The sequence below is a fragment of the Pseudoalteromonas translucida KMM 520 genome (assembly GCF_001465295.1).
Taxonomy (GTDB): domain Bacteria; phylum Pseudomonadota; class Gammaproteobacteria; order Enterobacterales; family Alteromonadaceae; genus Pseudoalteromonas; species Pseudoalteromonas translucida.
This window is the reverse complement of sequence record NZ_CP011034.1, coordinates 2,253,744-2,276,347: the sequence shown is the minus strand read 5'-3', so window position 1 is coordinate 2,276,347 and position 22,604 is coordinate 2,253,744. Positions and strand designations below refer to the sequence as shown.

The window sequence follows — 22,604 nt, the reverse complement described above, 5'->3', positions numbered from 1 at the left end:
GTATTGTAAAACATACTTAAAGTGTTTAGCGAAGTTGTTGTTTTTCTACACGTTGTATTTTTTCTTCGGTGGCCGAAATTGCTTTTCTACAGCGCCCTAAGCGTGCATGGGTTGTTAATATTTCCATATTTAGCTTTTGTGCTTTAGCCGGGGTTGTTTTATCCATTTGCATTTTACGCTCTTCAATCATTAACAATAATCGGCGTTCAAATTCGTGATTTTGTTTAAGTTCGTCATAAAGCTCATGAGATGATTGTATTACTTGTTGCACGGCTTGTTTATAAACGGCTTGTTTTGGGCGTGGTTTATAGTGACTTTTATTTTCTTTTATCCAAATAGGGGTTGATTTAATAACATTAAAAACAGCTTGTACTTGTGTTGCTATACGCTCAAGTGCATAGGTGTATGCATGGCGATGCTCACTTGGTGGTAAAGACGATACTTCGTCTTCTATTTCGGTTACATAGTCGGCTAGGTTCATACTTTTAGTACTAAAAACAGCACGGTCAAATAAGCTTGGTTGCGCTTGCATATAACGGTTTTTAGAAAACAGTTTGGCTTTATCAAATTGCTCGGCTTGCTGCTTTAAGGTTGCAACTTGCTGGCGTAGTTTATCAAAAGCGGGTGAGTGCATATTAAAAGTAAGCCTCGTAAATAAGTTTTAGTGCTAATAATATAACCATAGTATTAAATACAGGACGAATAAACTTACTGCCAAAGCGTATTGCTGAATGCGCGCCAAACCATGCGCCTAGCATGATAAAAAAGCCCATAGTAATACCCAGTAAAAAATTAACATGCCCTAGTGCTACAAAAGTAATAAGTGAAATAAAGTTAGATACAAAGTTCATTGAACGCGATAAACCACAATTTAGCAGTAGGTTCATTTTATATAGCATGCCGTTTGAGGCGGTCCAAAAGGTGCCTGTACCTGGTCCTGCTAAGCCATCAAAAAAACCTAAGCTTAAACCTTGCAGCCACTGCTTTATTTTCATTGTTTGCGTAAGCTTAGGTAGCTCACTTCCCTCTGTGGTGCTTAAACTACCAAACAAGCTATAGCAGGCCACAACAATTATAATTATAGGTAATAATTTATTTAAGAAGTCGATACTTAAGTGATCAACTATTAAAGTGCCTATTAATGCGCCAATGGCGGTGGCAAAAATAGAGGCTAGCCAAAACTTAGGATTAAATAAGTCTTTTTTATAATAAGTATAACTCGCAGTTAAAGAACCAAAGCTTGCGGCTAATTTATTTGTGCCAAGCGTTAAATGCGGTGGTAAGCCTGCTGTTAATAAAGCAGGAACCGTTAACATACCACCACCACCGGCGATGGCGTCAATAAAACCTGCGGCAAGTGCAACGGCACATAAAATAGCCCAGGTTGTTGGATCGAGTGCAAGTTCAAACATTATTAATAATCTATCTGTCTTTTAAAAGGAGGTAAGGTGTCGAGCATTGCTTTGCCGTATCGCTTAGTGATCAAGCGCCTATCGAGAATAGTTATACAGCCAGCATCGCTTTCTTTACGCAGCAGTCTACCACAGCTTTGTACCAATTTCTTTGCCGCATCGGGAACGGTTATTGATAAAAAAGGATTGCCGCCTTTACTTTGTACAAACTCGGCTTGCGCTTCTTCAATTGGCGAGGTGGGTACGGCAAAAGGAATTTTTGTAATTATTAGGTTTTCTAGGTATTTACCTGGTAAATCAAGACCTTCCGAGAGGCTTTGAGTGCCAAATAAAATACTACCTTTGCCTTCATCAATATTTTTAGTATGTAATTTAAGCATTGCCTCACGCGACATTTCGCCTTGTACTAATAAGTTAAAACCTTTTGTTCTAAGAAACTTTGATACATGGTCCATTTGCCAGTAAGAGGCAAACAATACTAGGTTGGCTTTTTTGGTGTCTAAATACTCAGGCAGGGTATTGGCTAAGTGATCGCTAAATGCTTTATCGGTTGGTTCAATTTTAGAGACCGGAATACGCAAAGTAGCTTGATTAGGGTAGTCGAAAGGCGAGGGCACTTTAATAAATTTAACGCCCTCTTCTTTGGCAAGGCCTGTTTCATAAGCAAAATGATCAAACGAGCCTAAAGCACTTAATGTAGCCGAGCATAAAACCGCGCCCGCGCACTCGCTCCATAGCTTGTCTTTTAAGTAGTAACCTACTTCAATAGGGCAGTCGCTTAATAAATGGTCATGATGGTTTTTATATTCAAGGCGCTTTATCCACCTAGCATGGGGTGTGCCTTCACCTTTATTTGCATAGCTAAACCACAGCTTATTTAATTGCTCTAAACGATTTATGTATTGTCCGCTCTCGCCTAAAATAGGGTCTGCTACGTAGGGTTTTATATCGCCGTCGCTTACATCTTGAGTTAGCGTGTCGTGCATTTTACTTAAGCAGCGCAGTGCATCTTGCGTGGCTTCGCTTATATCTTTGGCTTTACTGTGTAATGACTGTGGAATTTCGCCATTTTCGAATCTGTAAGTATCATCTTTTGAATATTCAAAGTCAGCATTATCGAGAATGTCGCGTACTACTTTTAAATCTTTGTTGGCGTCGTTAATACTATCGCAAAGCTTAAAGTTTTGCCCTATCGCTTTTTGACCGACTATTACTTTAGCCATTTTCCCGCTAAATTTAGTGAGCTTATCTAGCCACTCTATGGTGCCTTTTATTGTCGCCGCCGCGGATGAAAAGTCGCGAGTGATGTGTGCTAAGTGGTGTGCTTCATCAATTACATAAATAGTGTTGTCGGGTTCGGGTAAAATTTTACCCCCGCCTAAGTCTAAGTCTGCAAGTAATAAAGAGTGGTTGATCACCAGTACATCCATTTGCATTAATTGCTGACGCGCAAGCTGAAACGGGCAGGTTTGATGCGCTTTCATTTGGCGCTGGCACGAATGTTTATCGCAGGCTATTAATCCCCATACTTTATCGGGAACCGTGTCGGCCCAGCTGTCTCTGTCGCCTTGCCATTTTTTAGTTGTATAAGCGGTGTAAAGCTCATTTAAACATTTGGTTTCCATTACGCTTAAAGGCGAGCTAAGCGTAGGCATAAATTCCATTTGTGTTTGGCTATCACCGTTAACCGCATTGTGTAGTTTATGAGCGCAAATATATCGCTGGCGACCTTTAACTAAATCAAACTTAAAACTAAGCCCTGAATGCTTTTTAAAAAAAGGCAGCTCTTTGGCTATTAACTGCTCTTGCAGCGCAACTGTGGCGGTTGAAATAACTAATTTCTTTTTTTGTGCTAGCGCAAGTGGCAGAGCACCTAAACAATACGCCAGAGACTTGCCAGTGCCTGTACCTGCTTCTATAACGCAAATACGTTGTTTTTTGTGATATTCACCTGCTAGCGTTTTTGCTATTTCGGCAACTAAGTAATTTTGGCTGCTACGCGGGCGGTAATCACTTAGGTTATTAGCCACATGCTGATGTACTTGCCTAATAGTTTTTTTTAGTGAGTCAGAAAGCATGGGATGATTTACCTAAAGTATGTATATAATTACAGTGTATATATTAAGTGGGATCGGACATTGACACAAGCAATCTATCAGGGCTTTATTTTATCAAGGCAACAATACTCGTCTAAAAACAGGCAGGGCCTCACTTTGTGTTATTGGTTAAGCTCTGAGTCTGGGCCTATAAAGGTGGTTGTTGAAAACCAGCAAGCCGTATTTTTTATTGCGCAACAACAACTTCCTCTTGCACAAACGTTATTAGCCAAAGCCAAAATAAAGGTAAGTTTTAAAGCGGTTAATATGCGCCACTTTAGTGGTGTTGACTGCACAGCTTGCTATTTTAACGACAGTAGTAGCCTTTATAAAGCGAGAGCCCAGCTTGAGCAGCAAATAAATATATACGAAGGCGATATTCGCCACAGTGACCGGTTTTTAATGGAGCGCTTTATTAAAGGAGGAGTGTGGGTAACTGGAAAGGCGCTACAAAAAAATGGCTTTATCGAAATTACTCAAGCAAAACTAAAAGCTAATCCAGATTATACGCCACAGCTTGCGTCGCTTTCATTAGATATAGAATGTAACGGGGAAGGGGTGTTATTTTCGGTTGGGTTAGTTGGTAATGGCCTAGATTGTGTATTAATGATTGGCGAGCCACAGCCTCACAGTAACGCATTTAATATTGACTGGTGCGTTGATGAAATAAATCTACTGCAAAAATTACAGTGCTACATTACTAGTAACGATCCGGATGTGATTGTAGGTTGGAATGTAATTGAATTTGATTTTAGCGTACTTAACGCGCGCGCAGAAGCATTAGGACTGGTACTTAATTTAGGTAGAGAGCAACAACCTTTAACAATTAGAACGGGTCATTACACCCGGCTTACTTTACCTGGGCGCAGCGTAATAGATGGTATAGATACACTAAAAAATGCCACTTATCATTTTGATAGTTATTCGTTAGCTAATATTTCTCATAAAGTGCTGGGCGAGTCTAAGTTAATTCAAGCAGATAATCGCCTTAGCGAAATTATTCGTCAATTTAATCACGACAAGCTCGCTCTTGCCGCTTATAACCGCCAAGACTGTATATTAGTAAATAGAATTTTTGTTAAGTTAAAGCTATTTGAATTTGCCATAGTAAGAACGCAACTTACGGGGCTTGAACTAGAGCGTATGGGCGGCTCGGTAGCTGCATTTACCAACCTATATTTACCCTTATTACATCGCAGTGGCTATGTTGCACCTAATTTAGGCGATCATGGCTTATCGTTTGAAAGCCCGGGCGGTTATGTAATGGAGTCTACTCCTGGTTTATATGAAAATGTATTAGTGCTCGACTTTAAAAGCTTGTATCCGTCAATTATGCGCACTTTTTGTATTGATCCATTAGGCCTTATAGAAGGACTAAACTCTCCCGAAAATGCAGTAGCAGGGTTTAACGACGCACTTTTTTCACGCGAGCTGCATCACCTACCCAAATTAATTAAGCACTTAACCCGTACTCGCCAAAAAGCTAAAGACACCAACCAGCCAATGCTTTCTCAGGCAATAAAAATAATAATGAACAGCTTGTATGGCGTATTAGGCTCTAAAGGTTGCCGGTTTTACGATCCAAGGCTCTCAAGTTCAATTACACTGAGGGGGCACGAAATCATGCAAACCACCCGAAAATGGATTGAAGAACTAGGTTATGAGGTTATTTATGGCGACACAGATTCAATATTTGTAAACGTAAATGAGCGCTTAAACGCCACAGATTGCAATAAAATAGGCAATGATGTGATGCACATTATTAACAAACGCTGGTCTGATAGCATTAAAACTCGCTTTTCGTTGACCAGTTATTTAGAAATAGAGTTTGAAACCCATTACAGCCCATTTTTTATGCCAACCATAAGAGGAAAAAAAATAGGCTCAAAAAAACGTTACGTTGGCCAAATTGAAAAAAACAATGCCAAGCAGCTCATTTTTAAAGGAATGGAAACCGTGCGCAGCGATTGGACCCAGTTTGCTCAAGAGTTTCAAACCGAACTTTTTAAAACATTATTTGATCAACAATTTGAAATAGAGCAATTAAACGACATTATAAAAAGCTACACTAAAAAGCTATACGCAGGGGAGTTTGATAAAAAGCTTATATACCGTAAACGTTTAGGCCAAAATTTAAGTGATTATGTAAAAAATATTCCTCCGCATGTGCAAGCAGTAAAAAAATTTAAAGCGAATAACCCCGACTTTGATGTAAAGCGCGGCCAAATAATAGAATATGTTTATGCTATTAATGGCGCTGAAATTTACAATGGAAACAACACCCTCAATTACCCTCTTTATATACAGCGGCAGCTAGAACCAGTTGCCGATATGATTCTAAGCGCACTTGGCGTACAGCCAAACTCAACCCAAAGTACTTTATTTTAAGCTTAATAATCAGTAAAAAATTAAAGTGTAAAGCTGATCAAAGAAGATGTTTACAAACATTCACATGCCGAAAGTTAACAAGTATGATTTTAATTAAACTGCAACTGAAAACAACATTGAGTAAACTGATTTAAAAACAGGGAGTTACTTTCATTTTTTAATTTGCAGCGAACTTACTAATAGGCTTTTTGTAAACGGCCAGTACTAATAACGGTGATAAAGTGTGATATATGATAATGGTAGGTCACTTAAAGTTAATTTTATGTTGACCTTTCTGTTCTCATAGTATTATCATTGGTTACATAATCATTGTTTATTCGTAATCAGATGATTAAATATAAAAAAATAAAATAGTATTCTTGGGAGAATCAAATGTTAAATAATCAAATTTCAAAAGCTGTTCGCTTAGCAATCGCTTTTGGTGCAGCTTCAACAGCTGTATTTTCAGCAAGCTCAATTGCTGCTGAAGAAGGCGTAGAAAAAGTAGAGCGTATCGCTGTTACTGGTTCACGTATTAAAAGAACTGATTTAGAAGGCTCTGTACCTGTAACTGTTATCGATCGTGCTGCGATTGACTTTTCAGGACAAACTTCTGTTTCAGACTTATTACGTAATACAAGCTTTAACTCGGCGGGTTCATTTCGTCCACAGTCTGGTAGTTCTGCGCAAGGTGTTTCGCAAATTAACTTACGTGGTTTAGGTGCTTCACGTTCACTAATTTTGGTTGATGGACGTCGCTTACCTAAGTCACCTTCAACTGGTAACTCACAAGATTTGAACTCAATCCCAATGGCGGCGGTTGAGCGTATTGAAATTTTATCTGATGGTGCTTCAGCAGTATATGGTTCTGACGCTATTGCTGGTGTAGTTAATATTATTACCAGAAAAGATTTTAACGGTATTGAAATGCGTATCGGTGCTTCAGAAGTAAGCTTACCGGAAGAAGGTGGTGACCGTGAAGAAGGCTCTGTAGTATTTGGTGCTTCAAGCGATAACTCTTCTGTAATTGGTGGTGTTTCTTGGAACAGCCGTGACATTATTTATGAAAATGCTTACGAATGGGTACAACCTGGTGCTTCAAGCTTTGGCGCAAACTGGGTAAGACCAAGTGGCTACGATGGTATTGGTGCTGATGGCGAGCCAAGTTCTGGTGGCCTAAGTTCAATTTTATCAGCTAGCGCTTGTGATGGAATCGAAAACTTCTTCTCACTAGGTGATGATTTCTGTGCATATAACTTTAACGCGACAAATGCTAACGAAGCTTCTACATCAAACACATCAGCGTTCTTGAAAGCTAATTATGACATTAATGATGACTGGAGAATCTTATCGCATACTCTAGTATCAAAAACTAAGTCTTTCGGTCGTTACGCGCCATCATTGAATGACGCAGGTGTTGGTGCTTTCATGTCTGCTGATAGCCCAAATAACCCAACTAACCCAGCTAGCCCATTTTATGACGCTCCTTCAGATGGCTTAGGTGCTCGTGAAGTTGGATATCGTCATCGTTTTGCTGCATTAGGTAACCGTGATAGTCAAGTTGACAACTGGTCTACAGACTTTATGATTAGTGTTGAAGGTCAAATCGGTAATGTTTTTGTTGATTTTGGTGCACGTAAAAACCAAACAAAAACGTATGAAATTGGCCGTGGTTATTTAATGGGTTCAAATGCAAGAACTGCAGTTGATAGCGGTGACTACATGCTGAATGACCCATTTGGTACTCGTTTTACTACAAATGAGCAACGTAGTGATTATGCTAAACTACTAAATGGTTTAAACGTAACTACATCACGAATTGGTACTTTCCAACAAGAAGAAGTGTTTGGCTCTGCTGCATTTGACGTAATGGAAATGAATGGCGGAACTCTACAAGCAGTTGTTGGCCTTGAATACCGTAAAGAAGATTATTCTGATACGTACGATTCATTATCAGAAGCTGGTCAAGTAGGTGGTTCTGCAGGTAATAGTGCTGGTGGTGGTCGTAATTTAACTAGTGCTTACTTTGAAGCTTTATTCCCAGTTATGGAAGGCCTAGAGTTTACATTAGCAGGTCGTTACGATGATTATTCTGATTATGGTTCAGATTTCTCTCCTAAAGTTTCAGTAAAATACGATGTAACAGAAGAGCTAGTATTACGTGCATCATATGGTGAAGGTTTCCGCGCACCTACATTGGATATCCTTACAGCTAAACCAGCTCCAGGTAACCCAAGTGTATCTGATGATCCGTCATGTCTTAACTTAGGTTTACAGGCCGGTTGTGATGTGCAAGTAAGTGCAATTACTTTAGCAAACGCTGAAATGGGTTCTGAATCATCAGAGCAAATTTCATTAGGTTTAGCTTACCAACCAACAGATTGGTTAAACTTTTCTGCTGATTACTATGAGATTGAAATCTCTAACATGATCCGCTTCTTTGGCGCTAGCACTATCTTGACTCGTGAGCAAACAGGTGACCCAATTCCTGCAGGTTTAGGTGTTACACGTTTAAGCAACGGTGGTATTGACCTTATTACTCAGGGTTATGCTAACGAAGGTAAATGGGAAATTAGTGGTTTAGATTTAAATCTAAATACTACATTTGACTTTGATGCAGCTGGTACGTTAAAACAAACATTACAATTTAGTCATCAGTTTGAAAGTAAAATTGATGGTGGTCGTAATACACTTAAAGACACTGGTGAGCCACAGCAACGAGCTTCATTGTCAAACAGCTATGCAATACAAGACTTTGACTTTACTTGGAACATCAACATGATTGGTTCTCAGTATGAAGATGTAACGCAAGTAGATGGTGGTGGTGTTGAACGTACAGGTAACATTGCAACGTGGATCACACATGATTTACAAGCGACATATAGCTTCCCTACAGGCACTAAGGTTTCTGTTGGTATGCAAAATGCTTTTGAGAAAGAGCCACAGTTAAGCAGCTTCGGTGGTCGTAACTATAACTTCGACCTTTATGATGCTTACGGTCGTGTTACGTACTTACGTTTCTCACAATCGTTTTAATTTATAAAATAAGTTAAATAAAAAGGTGGGTTTAAAACCCACCTTTTTTTATGGGTAAAAAATGCAACATTGGAATTCATACTGGTCAAGGACCAAATCACTTAATAGTTTTGCAGAAGGGGAGCACAGTCAAGGTTATAAAGGCATTGTCGCAAATTTTTGGCAAACTATTTTTAAATCACTACCTGAATCAACTACAATTTTAGACCTAGCTACTGGGAATGGTGGACTGGCTGTTTTAGCGCAGCAATTTAATGCAAGTTTTGATGTTTATGCATCAGACGCGGCAAGCATAGCACCATTATCTCAACATGCCCCCTCAGATCCTAATTACAAACACCTCGAAAAAATACACTTTTATGGCAATATGCCCTCTGAAACCTTAGCGTTTGAGAACATTCAATTTGATAGTGTTATAAGCCAATTTGGTTTTGAGTATGCAGAGCCCGCCGCCGCTCTTTTAGCGGTAAATAAGGCATTAAAACCTAATGGTGAATTTATTGCGTTAGTACACCACCAAGACTCATTTATTTCTACAGATTGTCAAGTTGGACTAAAAGTACTCAAAGACTTGAATCAAGACAATGGTTTGTTATTGCAACTGCAAGACTTTGCTGATCTTTGCCAGTCTATTACAAATAAGGTAGAGCCCACTGCTGAGCAACAAGTTCAATTTAAGCAAAAAAATGTAAACCTGTTACAGCAAGTAAAATATCAGCAGAGTCAATGCAGCAGTGAAGATGAGCTAGACTGGTTTAATTTGTTAGTAAAAGAGCTACTTCCAGCGATCATTGATTGGCCGCAAACAGACAGTAAAAGAGTAGAAGAGCTCCGCGATAACTTATATTCTTTTCAGCTTCGCTTACAAGATCAACAAGCCGCATCGTGGTCAAACTCAGATGTTGAGTATATAAAAACCCTTCTGCAAGATAATTGGTCTAGCTACGAGTTCGATGTTATTAAAATAGACGCAGGTATTTTTTGTTGGGTTATAAAAGCACGGAAGTAAATTTAACATTGAATGTATTGTACTAATTTAAAAGTGTAAATTAGTACAATAATAAATAGCTATGTAGTTCTTCATTGCTGTTTAAATTAAGTAAAAAAAGAGTTGTAAATTACTATCTGCTTATTACAACCAATTATCCCTCCATTAATAACGCAACAGCCTGCAGGCTATTAATACTGTAGCGGTCTGTTTTAAATAGTTATCTTTCTGACTTGAAGCGTATAACCCCTCTGCTTATTTTATATAAGCTTTAAAAGTTATTAATCCGCTAAGTGACTTAGTAAGTGTGTAGTAGCTACTGTTATGCTTTTGTGCAGTTAAGCTCAATTAGTTTATATAGTTAGTAATATGTTACTGCTTTAGTATGGGCTTTATTTACAATTTTAATGTAAAAACTAGCTTAATAATAACTAAACCAAACATAATATAGAGATTAATTGTAAGTAATATTAGCTCCTCTTTTATACTTTTAATTTTGCTCTATGGCTTGCCAGCCAAGGCAAGCTGAATTTTATCAATTGATACTTATGCTCCTAAAAAATCAATTTCAGATAGACATTATTACCAACAATAAGTGTGGAAAATTGTTTATCAGATATTAGTCATTGTGTTTATATGAATACATGTTCATTGTAAATGTATGTAAATGAAGGTTGTTTTTATGTTAGCCAGGTGTTGACCTGGTGGTGTACTTAGTAATACCCTTTAATTTGAAAATAGATGCTATGCAGATAACGTAGCTTTATTTTTCATAAAACAATGATAAAAATAAAACTATAGGGACAATAAAATGTTAAATACTAAAGTTTCAAAAGCAGTTCGCTTAGCGATTGCTTTTGGTGCAGCATCAACAGCTGCATTTTCAGCAAGCACAATTGCTGCTCAAGAAGGCGCAGAAAAAGTAGAACGGATAGAAGTTACAGGTTCGCGTATATTACGTGAAGGAGCTATATCACCATCACCAGTGACAGTTATTAGTGGGGACGATTTAGTAAACACTGGGGCTATGAATATCGGTGAAGTACTTAATAAACTACCCGCATTAGCTACTACGTATTCACTTGCAAACTCAGGTCGTTTTATTGGTACGGCCGGTATCAGTTTATTAGATTTACGTGGAATGGGCAGTGAGCGGACACTGGTTTTAGTCGATGGTAAACGTCACGTTGCTAGTGCTCCAGGTACTTCTTCAGTAGATACTAATACTATTCCAAGCGCTTGGATTGAAAAAGTTGAGATTATCACTGGTGGCGCATCAGCTGTATACGGCGCAGATGCGGTGACAGGTGTGGTTAACTTTATTCTTAAAAAAGATATAACGGGCTTCAATGTTTCGGCAACGAAAGGTTTTGCCGATAATAGCTCTTATCAAAATGAAAAGTATACTTTATCTTATGGTAAAGATTTTGCTGAAGGTCGTGGTAATGCTGCATTTTCGGTAGAATACAATTCACAAAACTCTTTAAACTCGCTAGATAACCCTTGGACAGCAACATCATATTCGTCTATGCCGTATGAAGTTGTAACAGGTCAAGCGCGTCCAGATGGTCAAATTGATAGTGAAGCTTATCCGGATAAAATAGTAGTCCCTAATGCGGGTTATTACTTAATTTCGAATGCGGGTACTGTTTGGGATCCAAATACGGGTGGCATTTTAGGTAAGTTTAATGGCGATAGCACTTTGGGTGATGTATACACTGGCGCTATTGATGATGGTAATTACTGTGCCAGCCCTGGTTGTGATTTTATTAACTTACGCCAATATTCAGAAATTCAACCTAAGTTCGATCGTGTAAACTTTAACTTTAAAACAAATTATGATGTAACAGATGAGTTAAATGCATACTTTCAAGCGAAATATTCAAAAACTGAAGGTGAGAACATAGGTCAACCTTTCTTTCGCTTTTACAGTGGCGCAAATTTAATTAAGCGTGACAATGCTTTTTTAACTCCAGATACAGCTGCAATGATGGACGAAAAAGGCTTATCTGTTATTGGCGTTAATAAAATGTATAACGATGTTGGCCGCCGTCTTGAGGAAAATACGCGTGAAACAACGCGTTTTGTCGCCGGGATCCAAGGTAATATCAGTGATGACTGGTCAATGGATCTTTCTTTAGTACACGGTAAATCAGAGATAGAACGTATCAATGGTGCAAACGTAATTATGGCTAATTATGCAAATGCAATCGATGCAATTTTTGATGGAAATGGCGATATTGTTTGTCGTGATGCAGATGCAAGAGCGAATGGATGTGTAGCCGCAAACATAATGGGTGATGGTGCAATTAGCCAAGAAGCGATTGATTATGTAACAACAACATCAACAGGTACATCTGAAATTAAGCAAACAGTATTTAATGCAACATTTAGCAACTCAGCTATTTTTGAGCTGCCAGCTGGAATGGTTGGTTTTGCTGGTGGTGTTGAGTATCGCGATGAAAGCAGTGTAACGATTGAAGATGCTTTTGCTAAAACAGGTGCGACGTTCTTTAATGCCTTAGGTGAGACTGATGGTGGCTATGATGTAACTGAAGCCTTTTTTGAATTATCGGTACCTTTAATTGAAGATGTATTTTTGATTGACACTTTAGTTTTTGACACTGCAGTTCGCTATGCTGATTACTCAACAATTGGTGATGCAACCAGCTGGAAATTAGGTCTTGACTGGACTATCACCCCTGAATTGCGTGCTCGTTTTACCTTATCTGAAGCGATGCGTGCCCCTAATATTGATGAGTTATTTTCAGGACAAAGTCAGTCATTTGCGAGTGTAGATGATAGCTGTAAAGTGTCTGAACTGGATCAATTAAGTGCCGGTGGTCGCGCAACACGTGCAGCTAACTGTGCAGCCTTGGGTGTTCCGGCAGGATTTGACTCTAATTATGATAGTGCAACCTTAGAGACTTTAGTCGGCGGTAATCCAGATCTTCAACCTGAAGAGTCTAGATCAATTACTGCAGGTATTGTATATCAACCAGAGTGGTTAGAAGGATTTAGCGTTACAGCCGATTACTGGGAAATAGATATTGATGACACAATAAGTGGCATTGGTTTTCAAACAATTATTGATCGTTGTGTAGATTCACCTACAGGCATTGATAATCAGTTTTGTGGCTTAATAACTCGCGATCCAAATACCAGCGAGATTACCTTACTGAAAGGTTTTGCACTTAATATCGCACGCAGCACCAACTCTGGTGTAGATTTTGAAGTAGGTTATGATTTTGATGCTTTAGGTGGTAGTTTCGATACTAGTTTTATTGGTACTTATTTGATTGAATCAAAAGATTATCCCTTCTCTGCAGAACCAGAAAACTACACTGATTCTGAAGGTGTATTAGGCGATGAAACATGGCAGGGCAATATTTCTGTTAATTATACTTATGAGAACCTCGCTATAGGCTTTAGCACTCGCTTTATTAATGGTGTTGAGCTATACGATCATAAAGAATTAGAAAGAAATCCAAACCCTTCAAATCAAATGCGTTACGGCTCATACTTTATAACAGACGCATCAGTTGGTTATAACTTTGATAGTGGCGTTGGCTTTAAAGTAGGCGTTGATAACCTATTTAATCGTCAATTACCTGGGAGTACAACAGGCACTGGAGCAGGTTCAGCAATATACGATAATATTGGCAGATTTGCTTACCTTCAAGCGACTTACAAGTTCTAAATATAATTTATAGTGTATAAAAACCTATATTAATAGAGTATTTAAGAACTACTAATTGGTGCAGTAATCTATAAAATACCCATAATCATTTTGATTATGGGTATTTTTTTATATTTATAAATAATATAGTCTTCAGGGTTTATATTTCACTGAGTAAAACGGTTGTTCCATATGAAAATTAAAATTTTATAGAGCTAATATTAAAAAGAATTTGTTGTTCAACATCTAATCGCTAACCGCATTGAGACCTTTTATAACTCATGACCTACACCCTAAGACCTTATCAGATCGAGGCGGTTGAACGTACCGTTTTACACTTTAGAAAAACCAATGATCCCGCAGTGATTGTATTACCTACTGGCGCGGGTAAAAGCTTGGTAATTGCAGAGCTTGCGCGTATTGCTAAACAAAAAATATTAGTACTGGCGCATGTTAAAGAGTTAGTAGAGCAAAACTCACAAAAATATAAAAGCTTTGGGCTTGAGGCGAGTATATTTTCGGCAGGATTAAAAGAAAAATCGTTAAACCATCAGGTTACTTTTGCCAGTGTGCAGTCGCTATCGCGTAATTTAGATCAGCTTAATGAGCATTATTCACTGTTAATTATTGATGAGTGCCATAGAGTTAATGGTGATAAAAAAAGCCAATACGGTAAAGTTATTAATGCCTTACAAGCACATAATCCACAATTAAAAGTATTAGGGTTAACGGCAACGCCTTATCGATTAGGCATGGGGTGGATTTATCATCATCACTATCATGGTTTTGTACGGGGCAATAAAGACAGCCCATTTAAAAGCTGTATTTTTGAATTACCGCTGCGCTATATGATCAAACATAACTATTTAACGCCACCCAATGAAGTGGACGCGGCGATTAGTCATTACGATTTTTCGGCGTTAACCAGTGATGCGTTTGGCCGTTATACTAATGAGGATATGAATGCGTTATTAAAAAACAGTGCACGCGCAACGCAGGCCATTTTACAACAAGTAATACAATATAGTGAAAACCGCCAGGGTATTATGATTTTTGCCGCTACGGTTATGCACGCACAAGAAATTTTAAGCTATTTACCTCACCAGCAAAGCGCCTTAATTACAGGTGATACACCGAATAGCGAACGCGATAAAATAATTAAGCAATTTAAAGCCAAACACTTAAAATACCTGGTTAATATATCTGTACTCACCACCGGATTTGATGCACCTCATGTTGATTTTATTGCTATTTTACGCCCTACGGAGTCGGTGAGTTTATACCAGCAAATTGTTGGCAGAGGGCTTAGATTAGCCGATTCAAAAACAGATTGTTTGGTGATTGATTATGCCGGAAATGGTTTTGATTTGTTTCACCCTGAGGTTGGCGATAAAAAAGGTGATAGCGATAATGAGCCGGTACAAGTGCTTTGTCCTGGTTGTGGCTTTGCTAATATTTATTGGGGTAAAACTGACTCTACAGGAAAGGTGATTGAACACTTTGGTAGGCGCTGTAAGGGCTTGCTAGAAGATGATGAAGGTAATAAAGAGCAGTGCGATTATCGTTTTCGCTTTAAAGAGTGTGATGAATGTGGTGCGCAAAACGATATAGCCGCACGTAAATGCCATGATTGCGGTGCGGTAATGGCCGACCCTGATGATAAGTTACGCAATGCACTAAACTTAAAAGACGCACTCGTACTTCGTTGTAGTGGTTTAAGTGTGACCCTGCTTAAAAATGAGATGATTAAAGTAACGTATTTTGACGAAGACGGTGCAAGTTGCGACGAAGTTTACGATATTGCCAATAAAGGGGCGGCGTATATTTTTAATCGGCAATTTGGTAAGCGAGTAGGACAAGGGCAAGCGCCCGTAAAATTTAAAACAGCAGAGCAAATAATTAACGCGCAGTTTGATTTAATTGCGCCCGACTTTGTAATAGCCCGTAAAAGTAAAAAATATGGCTGGAAGGTAGCAGATAAGCTATTTGATTATAAAGGCAGCTTTAGAAAAGCTAATCAGTTAAACCCTTAGGTTTAACTGATTTATAATTTAGCTTGGCAATGCAGGTTAAGCTTCTTCTGCGTCCATTAATCCCCAACCATCGCCGTAACCGTTAAAGTTATTAGCTATGCTTTCAATGTATTGCTCAGCTTGGCCTAATAGAGTGTGCTCAGGAACCATTTGTACTTGAGTAATTACTTCCCATACGCCAGTGTCTTGGCATTTTTCGAGTTCAGCATGCTGTACTAATGTATCGGCTACTACTTCTTTGGCAAACTTTTCTGCATCGCTTTGTTGCTCAAATAAAATATAAAAATCGACTTGGTGCATTTTACTTAAATCAATACCAGCGGCGGCTATTTCGGCTAAAAGTTGGCCATTTTCGTCATCAGGAAATTGCATTAAAAAACTCATTAAAATTATTGTGTACTTGTTAAGGCCATTGTAACCAAAATAAACGTTTAAAGCGTACTAATTTTAATATTATAGATTGCATATTATGACAGTGGGAAGCTATTAAGTTAATGTAAGGCTCATTACGGCTATGATATTATAGAATTGATGCATCGTTATATTTTAAGAATTAAAGGTAAGGATATTTACTTGTTTAATCAGTTTTTGCGTTACATGTTTGTTTTTTGCATTCTTCTGAGTGCTCAGTCTGTTGCCTCTGAAAATGTAATAGAAGATTATGAGATTAAAGGGATTAATGACGATTTAGAAAAAAATGTTGCGCTTTATTTAAAACAACTTATAGGTGAAAAGCCAACTTTGACCCTGCGCCGTTATGCAAAAAAACAAGTCGAAAATAGTATCAAAGCATTAGGGTATTACAGCCCTAAAGTAGAGGTTAACTTTGACAAAGATGAGCGTGATTTGGTGGTTAGAGTTGATCGAGGACCAGCAACTCGTATTGCAGCAATTAATATAAGTGTAAAGGGCGCTGGCAAGCAAGATCCTGCTTTATTGGCAGTAATTAATAATATTACCCTAAAACAGGGAGATATTTTAAACCACGGACATTACGACAGCACGCATAAAAAAATAGAATCAATGCTGTTAGAGCTAGGTTATTTTGATGCTAAATGGCCTGCGCGTAAGCTAGAAGTATCTTTGGGGAAGCACAGCGCAGAAGTCACTTTTATTATTGAAACTGGGGTGCGTTATCAGTTTGGCGATATTGTAATTGCTAGCGATACACCTGCTGAAAAGTATATTCGTTCTTTAGCGCCTTTTGCTAAAGGGCAACCATATAAATCGACCCACATAGCCGATTATAACCTTGATTTATCAAGCACTCCTTATTTTACCAGTGTACGAGTATATGCAGATATAACCGAACGTAAAAATAACCAAGTACCGATAAAAGTAGATGTATTACATAAACCTGCAAATAGCTATGAAGTGGGTGGTGGCTTTAGTACTGACTTAGGCCCTAAAGTGCGCTTTAAATGGAGCAAACCATGGATAACGCAAGATGGCCATTACCTAGAAAGTAACTTAAACGTGTCTGAGCGACAACAAGATATTTCAATGGCTTATACAATTCCAGTGGATGATCCTAATGACGATTTATGGCGTTTTTCGGTAGGTTATAAACTTGAAGATGAATTAACTAATAATATTTATAGTGAAATACTTACCGGGCAAGTACAACGCCAATGGCTAACTGACAATAACTGGGTGCGCACCGCTTTTATACGTCGCGACCATGAAACATATAGAATAGGTGACGACGAAGAAGAAAGCAGTGAAATGTTAATGCCGGGTATTAGTTATGCACGCAAAAAATCAAAAGGTGGAACAACCCCTTATTGGGGTGAACAGTGGTTAATATCTGCAGAATTTGGCGTAGAAGATGTACTATCTAGCACTAACTTGATCCGCGTGCAGTTACAAAATGCTTGGCTGAGAACTTATTTAGACCGCCATTTAGTGTTTTTAAAAGCGAACTTAGGCGCCATGTTGGTTGATAATATAGCTAATGTGCCGTATTCACTGCGCTTTTTTGCTGGTGGCGATCAAAGTGTGCGTGGTTTTGCGTATCAATCAATTTCACCCGAAAACGATGAAGGGCAGCTAATAGGGGGTAAGTACTTAGTCTCTGGTACTGCAGAGTACAACTATCAGTTTGCGCAAAATTGGCGAGCTGCTTTATTTGTTGATGGAGGTACTGCAACCAACGATTTTTCGGATAGATTTGAAGTAGGTGCTGGGTTTGGTTTTCGTTATTTAACGCCTGTAGGTCCGGTAAGAATAGACCACGCTTGGGGGCTTACCAAAGAAAGTAAAAGCACCCGTTTGAGTATTACTATAGGGCCTGAAATTTAATGTCTGTATTTAAAAAAATAACCGCAAGTGTCAGTGCTATTTTAGTCATACTGCTAATAACCGTATTTTGTATATTATTTACGTCACCCGGAAATCAATTTATTGCCTACAGTGCAAACAAGTTGGTTGATGGTTTAAATATTGACATTAAAAACGGCCGCTTTTTATATAACGATGTATTTAATGTTCGGTATAACAATAACGAGGTAGACTTTAATGCCCAGCAACTAAAGCTTAATTTATTTTGGTGGCAGTGCGACGGCATTTGTATTGATAATTTAAGTGCTAATACAATTGCTTTAACTTTGGAGCAATCACCTGAAGCAGTTGCTGAAGAGCCATCTGAACCATTAACTAAAATTACTTTACCTTTTAATATTGCGGTTAAAAATATAGCGGTAAAAGCATTTACTTTAGAACACCCAAGCGCCAACGTGCGAGTTGATAACTTTAAGCTATCGGCAAAAGCTATGGGATCAGAGCTTGTAGTAAAAAGCTTAAACATACCTAAAATACTGGTTACGCTAAAAGAGCAAGCCCAATCCCAGCAAACACAAACAGCGTCAACGGCAATTACGCAGCTTCCTGCACTGCCTAATATCGAATTTACTTCACCACTGGATATAACCATTGAGCAGTTTGATATTGATAAAGTGGCTATAAAGCAGGGTGAACAAGACTATGAGATAGAAAATATAGCACTGCAAATGAGTGTGGAAGATGCCAAAATAAATTTACATTCTTTAGCTGCTCGTTATCAGCAGTGGCAATTAAATACACAACTTAACACAGAACTTGCAGGTAATATGCCGCTAAAAGGTCATATTGTATTAAAAAGCCAGCAACACCAAGCTGACTTATTACTCAGTGGCGACTTGGCAAATTTAAATGTTGATTTGGAAACCACAGGGCAATTTCCGCTTAGTTTAAATGCCAATGCTAATTTAAAGCAAACAAACTACCCATTTACAGTTAAAGGTAAAATAAACCAATGGCTTATCGACGCACAAAGCGAGCAGTTAACGCTACGTAAGGTTAATTTAAGCGCGCAGGGCAACGCAGATGACTATCAACTTAGTTTAACTGCAACGAGCCAGTTAGGCGCGTACCCGGCCGTTGATTTAAACACACAATTAACGGGTACACTTACTCACGCACAGCTTTCTACATTGTCGGTTAAGGCCAACGACAGCACTGCAAAAATAAATGCTAATGTTAACTGGCAACAAGGTATAAAAGCAGATTTTGCAGGGACGCTATCGCATTTAAAAGCTCAATACTTAACAGATGCAGTAACGAGTGATATTTCTGGGCAGTTTAAAGGCTCATTTAATGCACAAACGGATACTTGGCAACTGAAAATGAATAATACCAAACTCACCGGCACACTTAACGACGTGCCATTAGAGTTTGCTGCAAACTTTAGGCTAGATAATGCATTAAAAGCTAATATTGATAGTTTTTATTTAAGCAGTGGTAAAAATAAATTAGAACTCAATGGCCAAATAGATAGCAAATGGTTAGTGGATGGCAATATAACACTGCAAAGTGATGAGCAGGCTAATATGCCATTTATTGCAGATGGTAAGGCCAATATAGCCCTTAGAGGCCAAAGGCTAACACCATCAGTTGATTTAGCATTAATGCTAGATCGCTTTATTTTTGATGAAATAAACATAAGTAAGTTATCTGTTAAAGCTGATCTTGATACAGCGGCCGATTGGCAAACTAATATTGCAATAGATGTTGGTTCGGCTTTAGTTGCTGAGCAACAAATTAACAGTGTAAAAATAGATGCAACAGGAGATAAAAAAGATCACCAACTTACCGCATCTGTTGATGCGCAAAAAGGTGCAGTTGAGTTTGAAGTTAATGGCCAACTTACTAATGCGGTTTGGCAAGGCGAATTGAGTAATGTGCAGTTAAGCGATAAAAAATTAAGCTTTAACAATAGTAAAAAAATTACGCTTAACGTAAATACCCAAACAGGCGATTTTGATATAAGTAAGCACTGCTGGCAGTCTGCACAAAGTGAGTTGTGCATCGACACTTTGTTGCAAAATAAACAGTTAGGTCAATTCAATGCTAAATTAACCAACTTAGCACTTGAGGAGCTAAAGCATTTACTACCAGATAATGTGGGCGTAGAAGGCGCTTTAACAGGTGAATTTGTTGCAAACTGGCAAGCGAGCGTGCTGAAAACATTACGCGCTTCTTTAAATTCAAATAACTTAATAGCCAAATACAATTCCGAAGAAGATAACTTTCGTTTACCAATAGAAACACTTAGTGTGAATGCATTTACTGATTCTCAAACAGGTAAATTAACAGCTAATTTAGACTCTAGCGTGTTAGGTGAAATTACCACGCAAATTAATGTAGATGACATACAAAATACGCAAGCATTAAGCGGTAATGTAAACATAGATAAAATATTGTTTTCTAACTTGCAGCCATTTTTAGACACTATTGAGCAGCTTAAGGGTAATATTAGCGGTAAAATTGCATTAGCAGGTACATTAAAAGAGCCGCTCCTTGAAGGTGAAGTAAATATTGATGACATTAATTTACAAGGCGAGCAACTACCAATAGCACTTGAAAAATCGAATGTTAGTATTTTATTTAACAAAGCGACAGCAACAATTAAAGGCCTTTTAACAGATCCCCAAGGCGGAAATATTAAATTAAATGGCGACATAGATTGGCAAGGTGAACAACCAGCCGTTAACGTTGCAATAGTTGGTGAGCAATTTTATGTACGTGCTCAGCAAGGGGTTGTTTTTAAAGTATCTCCTAATTTAAAAATAGGTTTGGCTAACAACGCAATAAACCTTGTGGGTGAAGTAATTGTACCTTATGGGCGAATTGAAATAGAAGAGCTGCCAGAGGGCGCTGTGCAAGTTAGCGATGACGAAATAATCGTTGATCAAAAAACCCAAGCGACTAAAAAAGTGCCTTTTGATTACGATATAGATTTAAAACTGATTGTAAAAAATGACGTGAAAATTGAATCATTCGGTCTCGAATCTAAAGTAGAAGGCGACTTGGCAATTAAAATGAGCCAAGGAACTCCAATTATTGCTACAGGCGAGCTTAAGTTAGTTAACGGTACATACTTAGCATTTGGTCAAGATTTATTAATTCGTACCGGCCAGGTTGGCTTTAGTGGCTCAATAGAACAGCCTTACTTAAATATTAAAGCCATTCGTAACCCCGAAAATACCGCCAATGGTGTTATTGCTGGGGTAACGCTTACAGGTAATGTAGAGCAACCCAGGCTAAAAGTGTTTTCGGAGCCAGCGATGGATCAGGCACAAGCGTTGGCTTATTTACTCAATGGCCAACCACTAGGCGAGGGCGATAGCTCCACCGATGCAATGCTCACTCAATTATTACTTTCGCAGGGGGTTAGCCGCAGTGAGGGCTTGGTTTCTAAAGTGGGTGAAACGTTTGGTTTGTCGGATGTTAGCCTTACTTCTAAAGGCAGTGGTGAGCAAACAAAAGTGGAAATATCAGGCTATGTGGCACCGAGCTTACAAGTAAAATACAGTGTTGGTATTTTTGACTCTCTTAGTGAAGTGGCAATACGTTATCAGCTGCTCTCGCAGCTTTATATCGAAATAACCAGTGGGCTATATCAAAACGTAGATATACTTTATAAGTTTGATTGGGACTAATAACTACCGGTTAAAAAGCAGGTGTTAGTAAGTATTAACCAAGCTCAAGAATAAAGGCTTGGTTAATGTAAAACTATAATAATAAGGCGCTAATTTATGAAAAAGTACCTGTTAACAGTGGCTGTTGCTATGTTATTAAATGGCTGTGCTGGACAATATAAACAAAGCATTTCCACGCAACAAGGTGAGCCTAAAATAAAGCACACTGCCAGTGACGTTATTACTAAAGCCGCCGAAGACGAATGGCGTGTGGTTAACCCACAAAATATTTTAAAAATAACCCTACCCACAGGTGCCACTTATATTGAGCTTAATCCGCAGCTTGCTCCAAAGCATGTAAAAAACATTAAAAAGCTTGCGCGAGAAGGGTTTTATCAAGGAACAAGTGTTTATCGCTTTGTTGAGGGATTTGTAGCTCAAGGTGGTGATAGTAGTGCTAAAAAGATTATTAAAACTGCAAATAAATCGCTTTTGGCCGAGTTTTATTTAACCACCCAACAACCGCTGGTAATTACAGCCCTTGAAGGTGATGGCTATGCACCTATGACTGGTTTTTTAAATGGTTTTGCGGTTGCTCAAAACGCACTTCAAACCCAAACTTGGCAAGTGCATTGCAACGGCATATTTGCAATGGCGCGAGATAACGATATAAATAGTGCAGGCACCGAGTTTTTTATCACTATAGGGCAAGCGCCACGTTATTTAGATAAAAACACCACTGTATTTGGGCGCGTACTTGAAGGTATAGAGCATGTTAACCGCTTAGAGAGCACCGCCCGTAATGATGGGGTATTTAACCCAATAACAGATCTTCAAGTACTTGAAGATATAAATAACAGCGATAAAAGTGTTTTTAAAGTGATGAAAACAAATTCACAGGCATTTAAAAACCTAATTGCAGCAAGAAAAAATCGCTCTGAGCCTTGGTTTGTACATACAGCTAATTATATAGACGTGTGTGCTATGGCTATTCCCACCAAACGTAGTGAATAAAAAAGGAGCCTAGGCTCCTTTT

12 protein-coding genes are annotated in these 22,604 nt (G+C 38.5%); 8 read left to right on the top strand and 4 right to left on the bottom strand.

The features are described 5' to 3' along the window. Window positions 1-25: 25 nt before the first annotated feature. Genes PTRA_RS10590 through dinG form a run of 3 tightly spaced genes read right to left on the bottom strand, consistent with a single transcriptional unit; the run spans window position 26 to window position 3,490 of the window. Window positions 26-634, bottom strand: coding sequence for a primosomal replication protein (locus tag PTRA_RS10590; RefSeq protein ID WP_058373745.1), 609 nt, complete (start codon window positions 632-634; stop codon window positions 26-28). A gap of 1 nt (window position 635) precedes the next feature. Beyond that, window positions 636-1,412, bottom strand: coding sequence for a TSUP family transporter (locus PTRA_RS10585; protein WP_011328650.1), 777 nt, complete (start codon window positions 1,410-1,412; stop codon window positions 636-638). A 2-nt stretch (window positions 1,413-1,414) separates the two neighbouring features. Next, on the bottom strand, window positions 1,415-3,490 hold the full coding sequence (gene dinG, locus PTRA_RS10580; protein WP_058373744.1) for an ATP-dependent DNA helicase DinG: 2,076 nt from the start codon (window positions 3,488-3,490) through the stop codon (window positions 1,415-1,417). A gap of 60 nt (window positions 3,491-3,550) precedes the next feature. Here dinG and PTRA_RS10575 point away from each other — a divergent pair, with 60 nt between their 5' ends. The 5 genes from PTRA_RS10575 to radD all read left to right on the top strand — a co-directional run bounded on the left by PTRA_RS10575 (window position 3,551) and on the right by radD (window position 15,611). Next, on the top strand, window positions 3,551-5,896 hold the full coding sequence (locus tag PTRA_RS10575) for a DNA polymerase II (RefSeq protein WP_058374585.1): 2,346 nt from the start codon (window positions 3,551-3,553) through the stop codon (window positions 5,894-5,896). A 372-nt stretch (window positions 5,897-6,268) separates the two neighbouring features. After that, a complete protein-coding gene (locus PTRA_RS10570; RefSeq protein WP_058373743.1) occupies window positions 6,269-8,911 on the top strand; it encodes a TonB-dependent receptor plug domain-containing protein in 2,643 nt (880 codons plus the stop codon). A 61-nt stretch (window positions 8,912-8,972) separates the two neighbouring features. Beyond that, complete coding sequence (locus tag PTRA_RS10565; protein WP_058373742.1) at window positions 8,973-9,920, top strand: class I SAM-dependent methyltransferase; 948 nt, start codon at window positions 8,973-8,975, stop codon at window positions 9,918-9,920. Between the two features lie 790 nt (window positions 9,921-10,710). Further along, window positions 10,711-13,599 (top strand): TonB-dependent receptor domain-containing protein, encoded by a 2,889-nt coding sequence (locus PTRA_RS10560; RefSeq protein ID WP_058373741.1) that lies wholly within the window; start codon window positions 10,711-10,713, stop codon window positions 13,597-13,599. A gap of 260 nt (window positions 13,600-13,859) precedes the next feature. Next, entirely contained in the window at window positions 13,860-15,611 is a 1,752-nt protein-coding gene (radD, locus tag PTRA_RS10555) for a DNA repair helicase RadD (protein ID WP_058373740.1), read from the top strand. Window positions 15,612-15,647: 36 nt separating this feature from the next. Here the strand turns inward: radD and PTRA_RS10550 are convergent, their stop codons facing one another. Beyond that, window positions 15,648-15,983, bottom strand: coding sequence for a ribonuclease E inhibitor RraB (locus PTRA_RS10550; RefSeq protein ID WP_011328642.1), 336 nt, complete (start codon window positions 15,981-15,983; stop codon window positions 15,648-15,650). Window positions 15,984-16,184: 201 nt separating this feature from the next. Here PTRA_RS10550 and PTRA_RS10545 point away from each other — a divergent pair, with 201 nt between their 5' ends. The 3 genes from PTRA_RS10545 (at window position 16,185) to PTRA_RS10535 (ending at window position 22,582) form a co-directional block, all read left to right on the top strand. Continuing rightward, on the top strand, window positions 16,185-17,912 hold the full coding sequence (locus PTRA_RS10545) for an autotransporter assembly complex protein TamA (RefSeq protein ID WP_058374584.1): 1,728 nt from the start codon (window positions 16,185-16,187) through the stop codon (window positions 17,910-17,912). Beyond that, a complete protein-coding gene (gene tamB, locus PTRA_RS10540) occupies window positions 17,912-21,589 on the top strand; it encodes an autotransporter assembly complex protein TamB (protein WP_058373739.1) in 3,678 nt (1,225 codons plus the stop codon). The genes PTRA_RS10545 and tamB overlap by 1 nt, the downstream gene beginning before the upstream one ends. A 96-nt stretch (window positions 21,590-21,685) precedes the next feature. After that, a complete protein-coding gene (locus PTRA_RS10535; RefSeq protein WP_058373738.1) occupies window positions 21,686-22,582 on the top strand; it encodes a peptidylprolyl isomerase in 897 nt (298 codons plus the stop codon). Window positions 22,583-22,604: the final 22 nt, after the last annotated feature.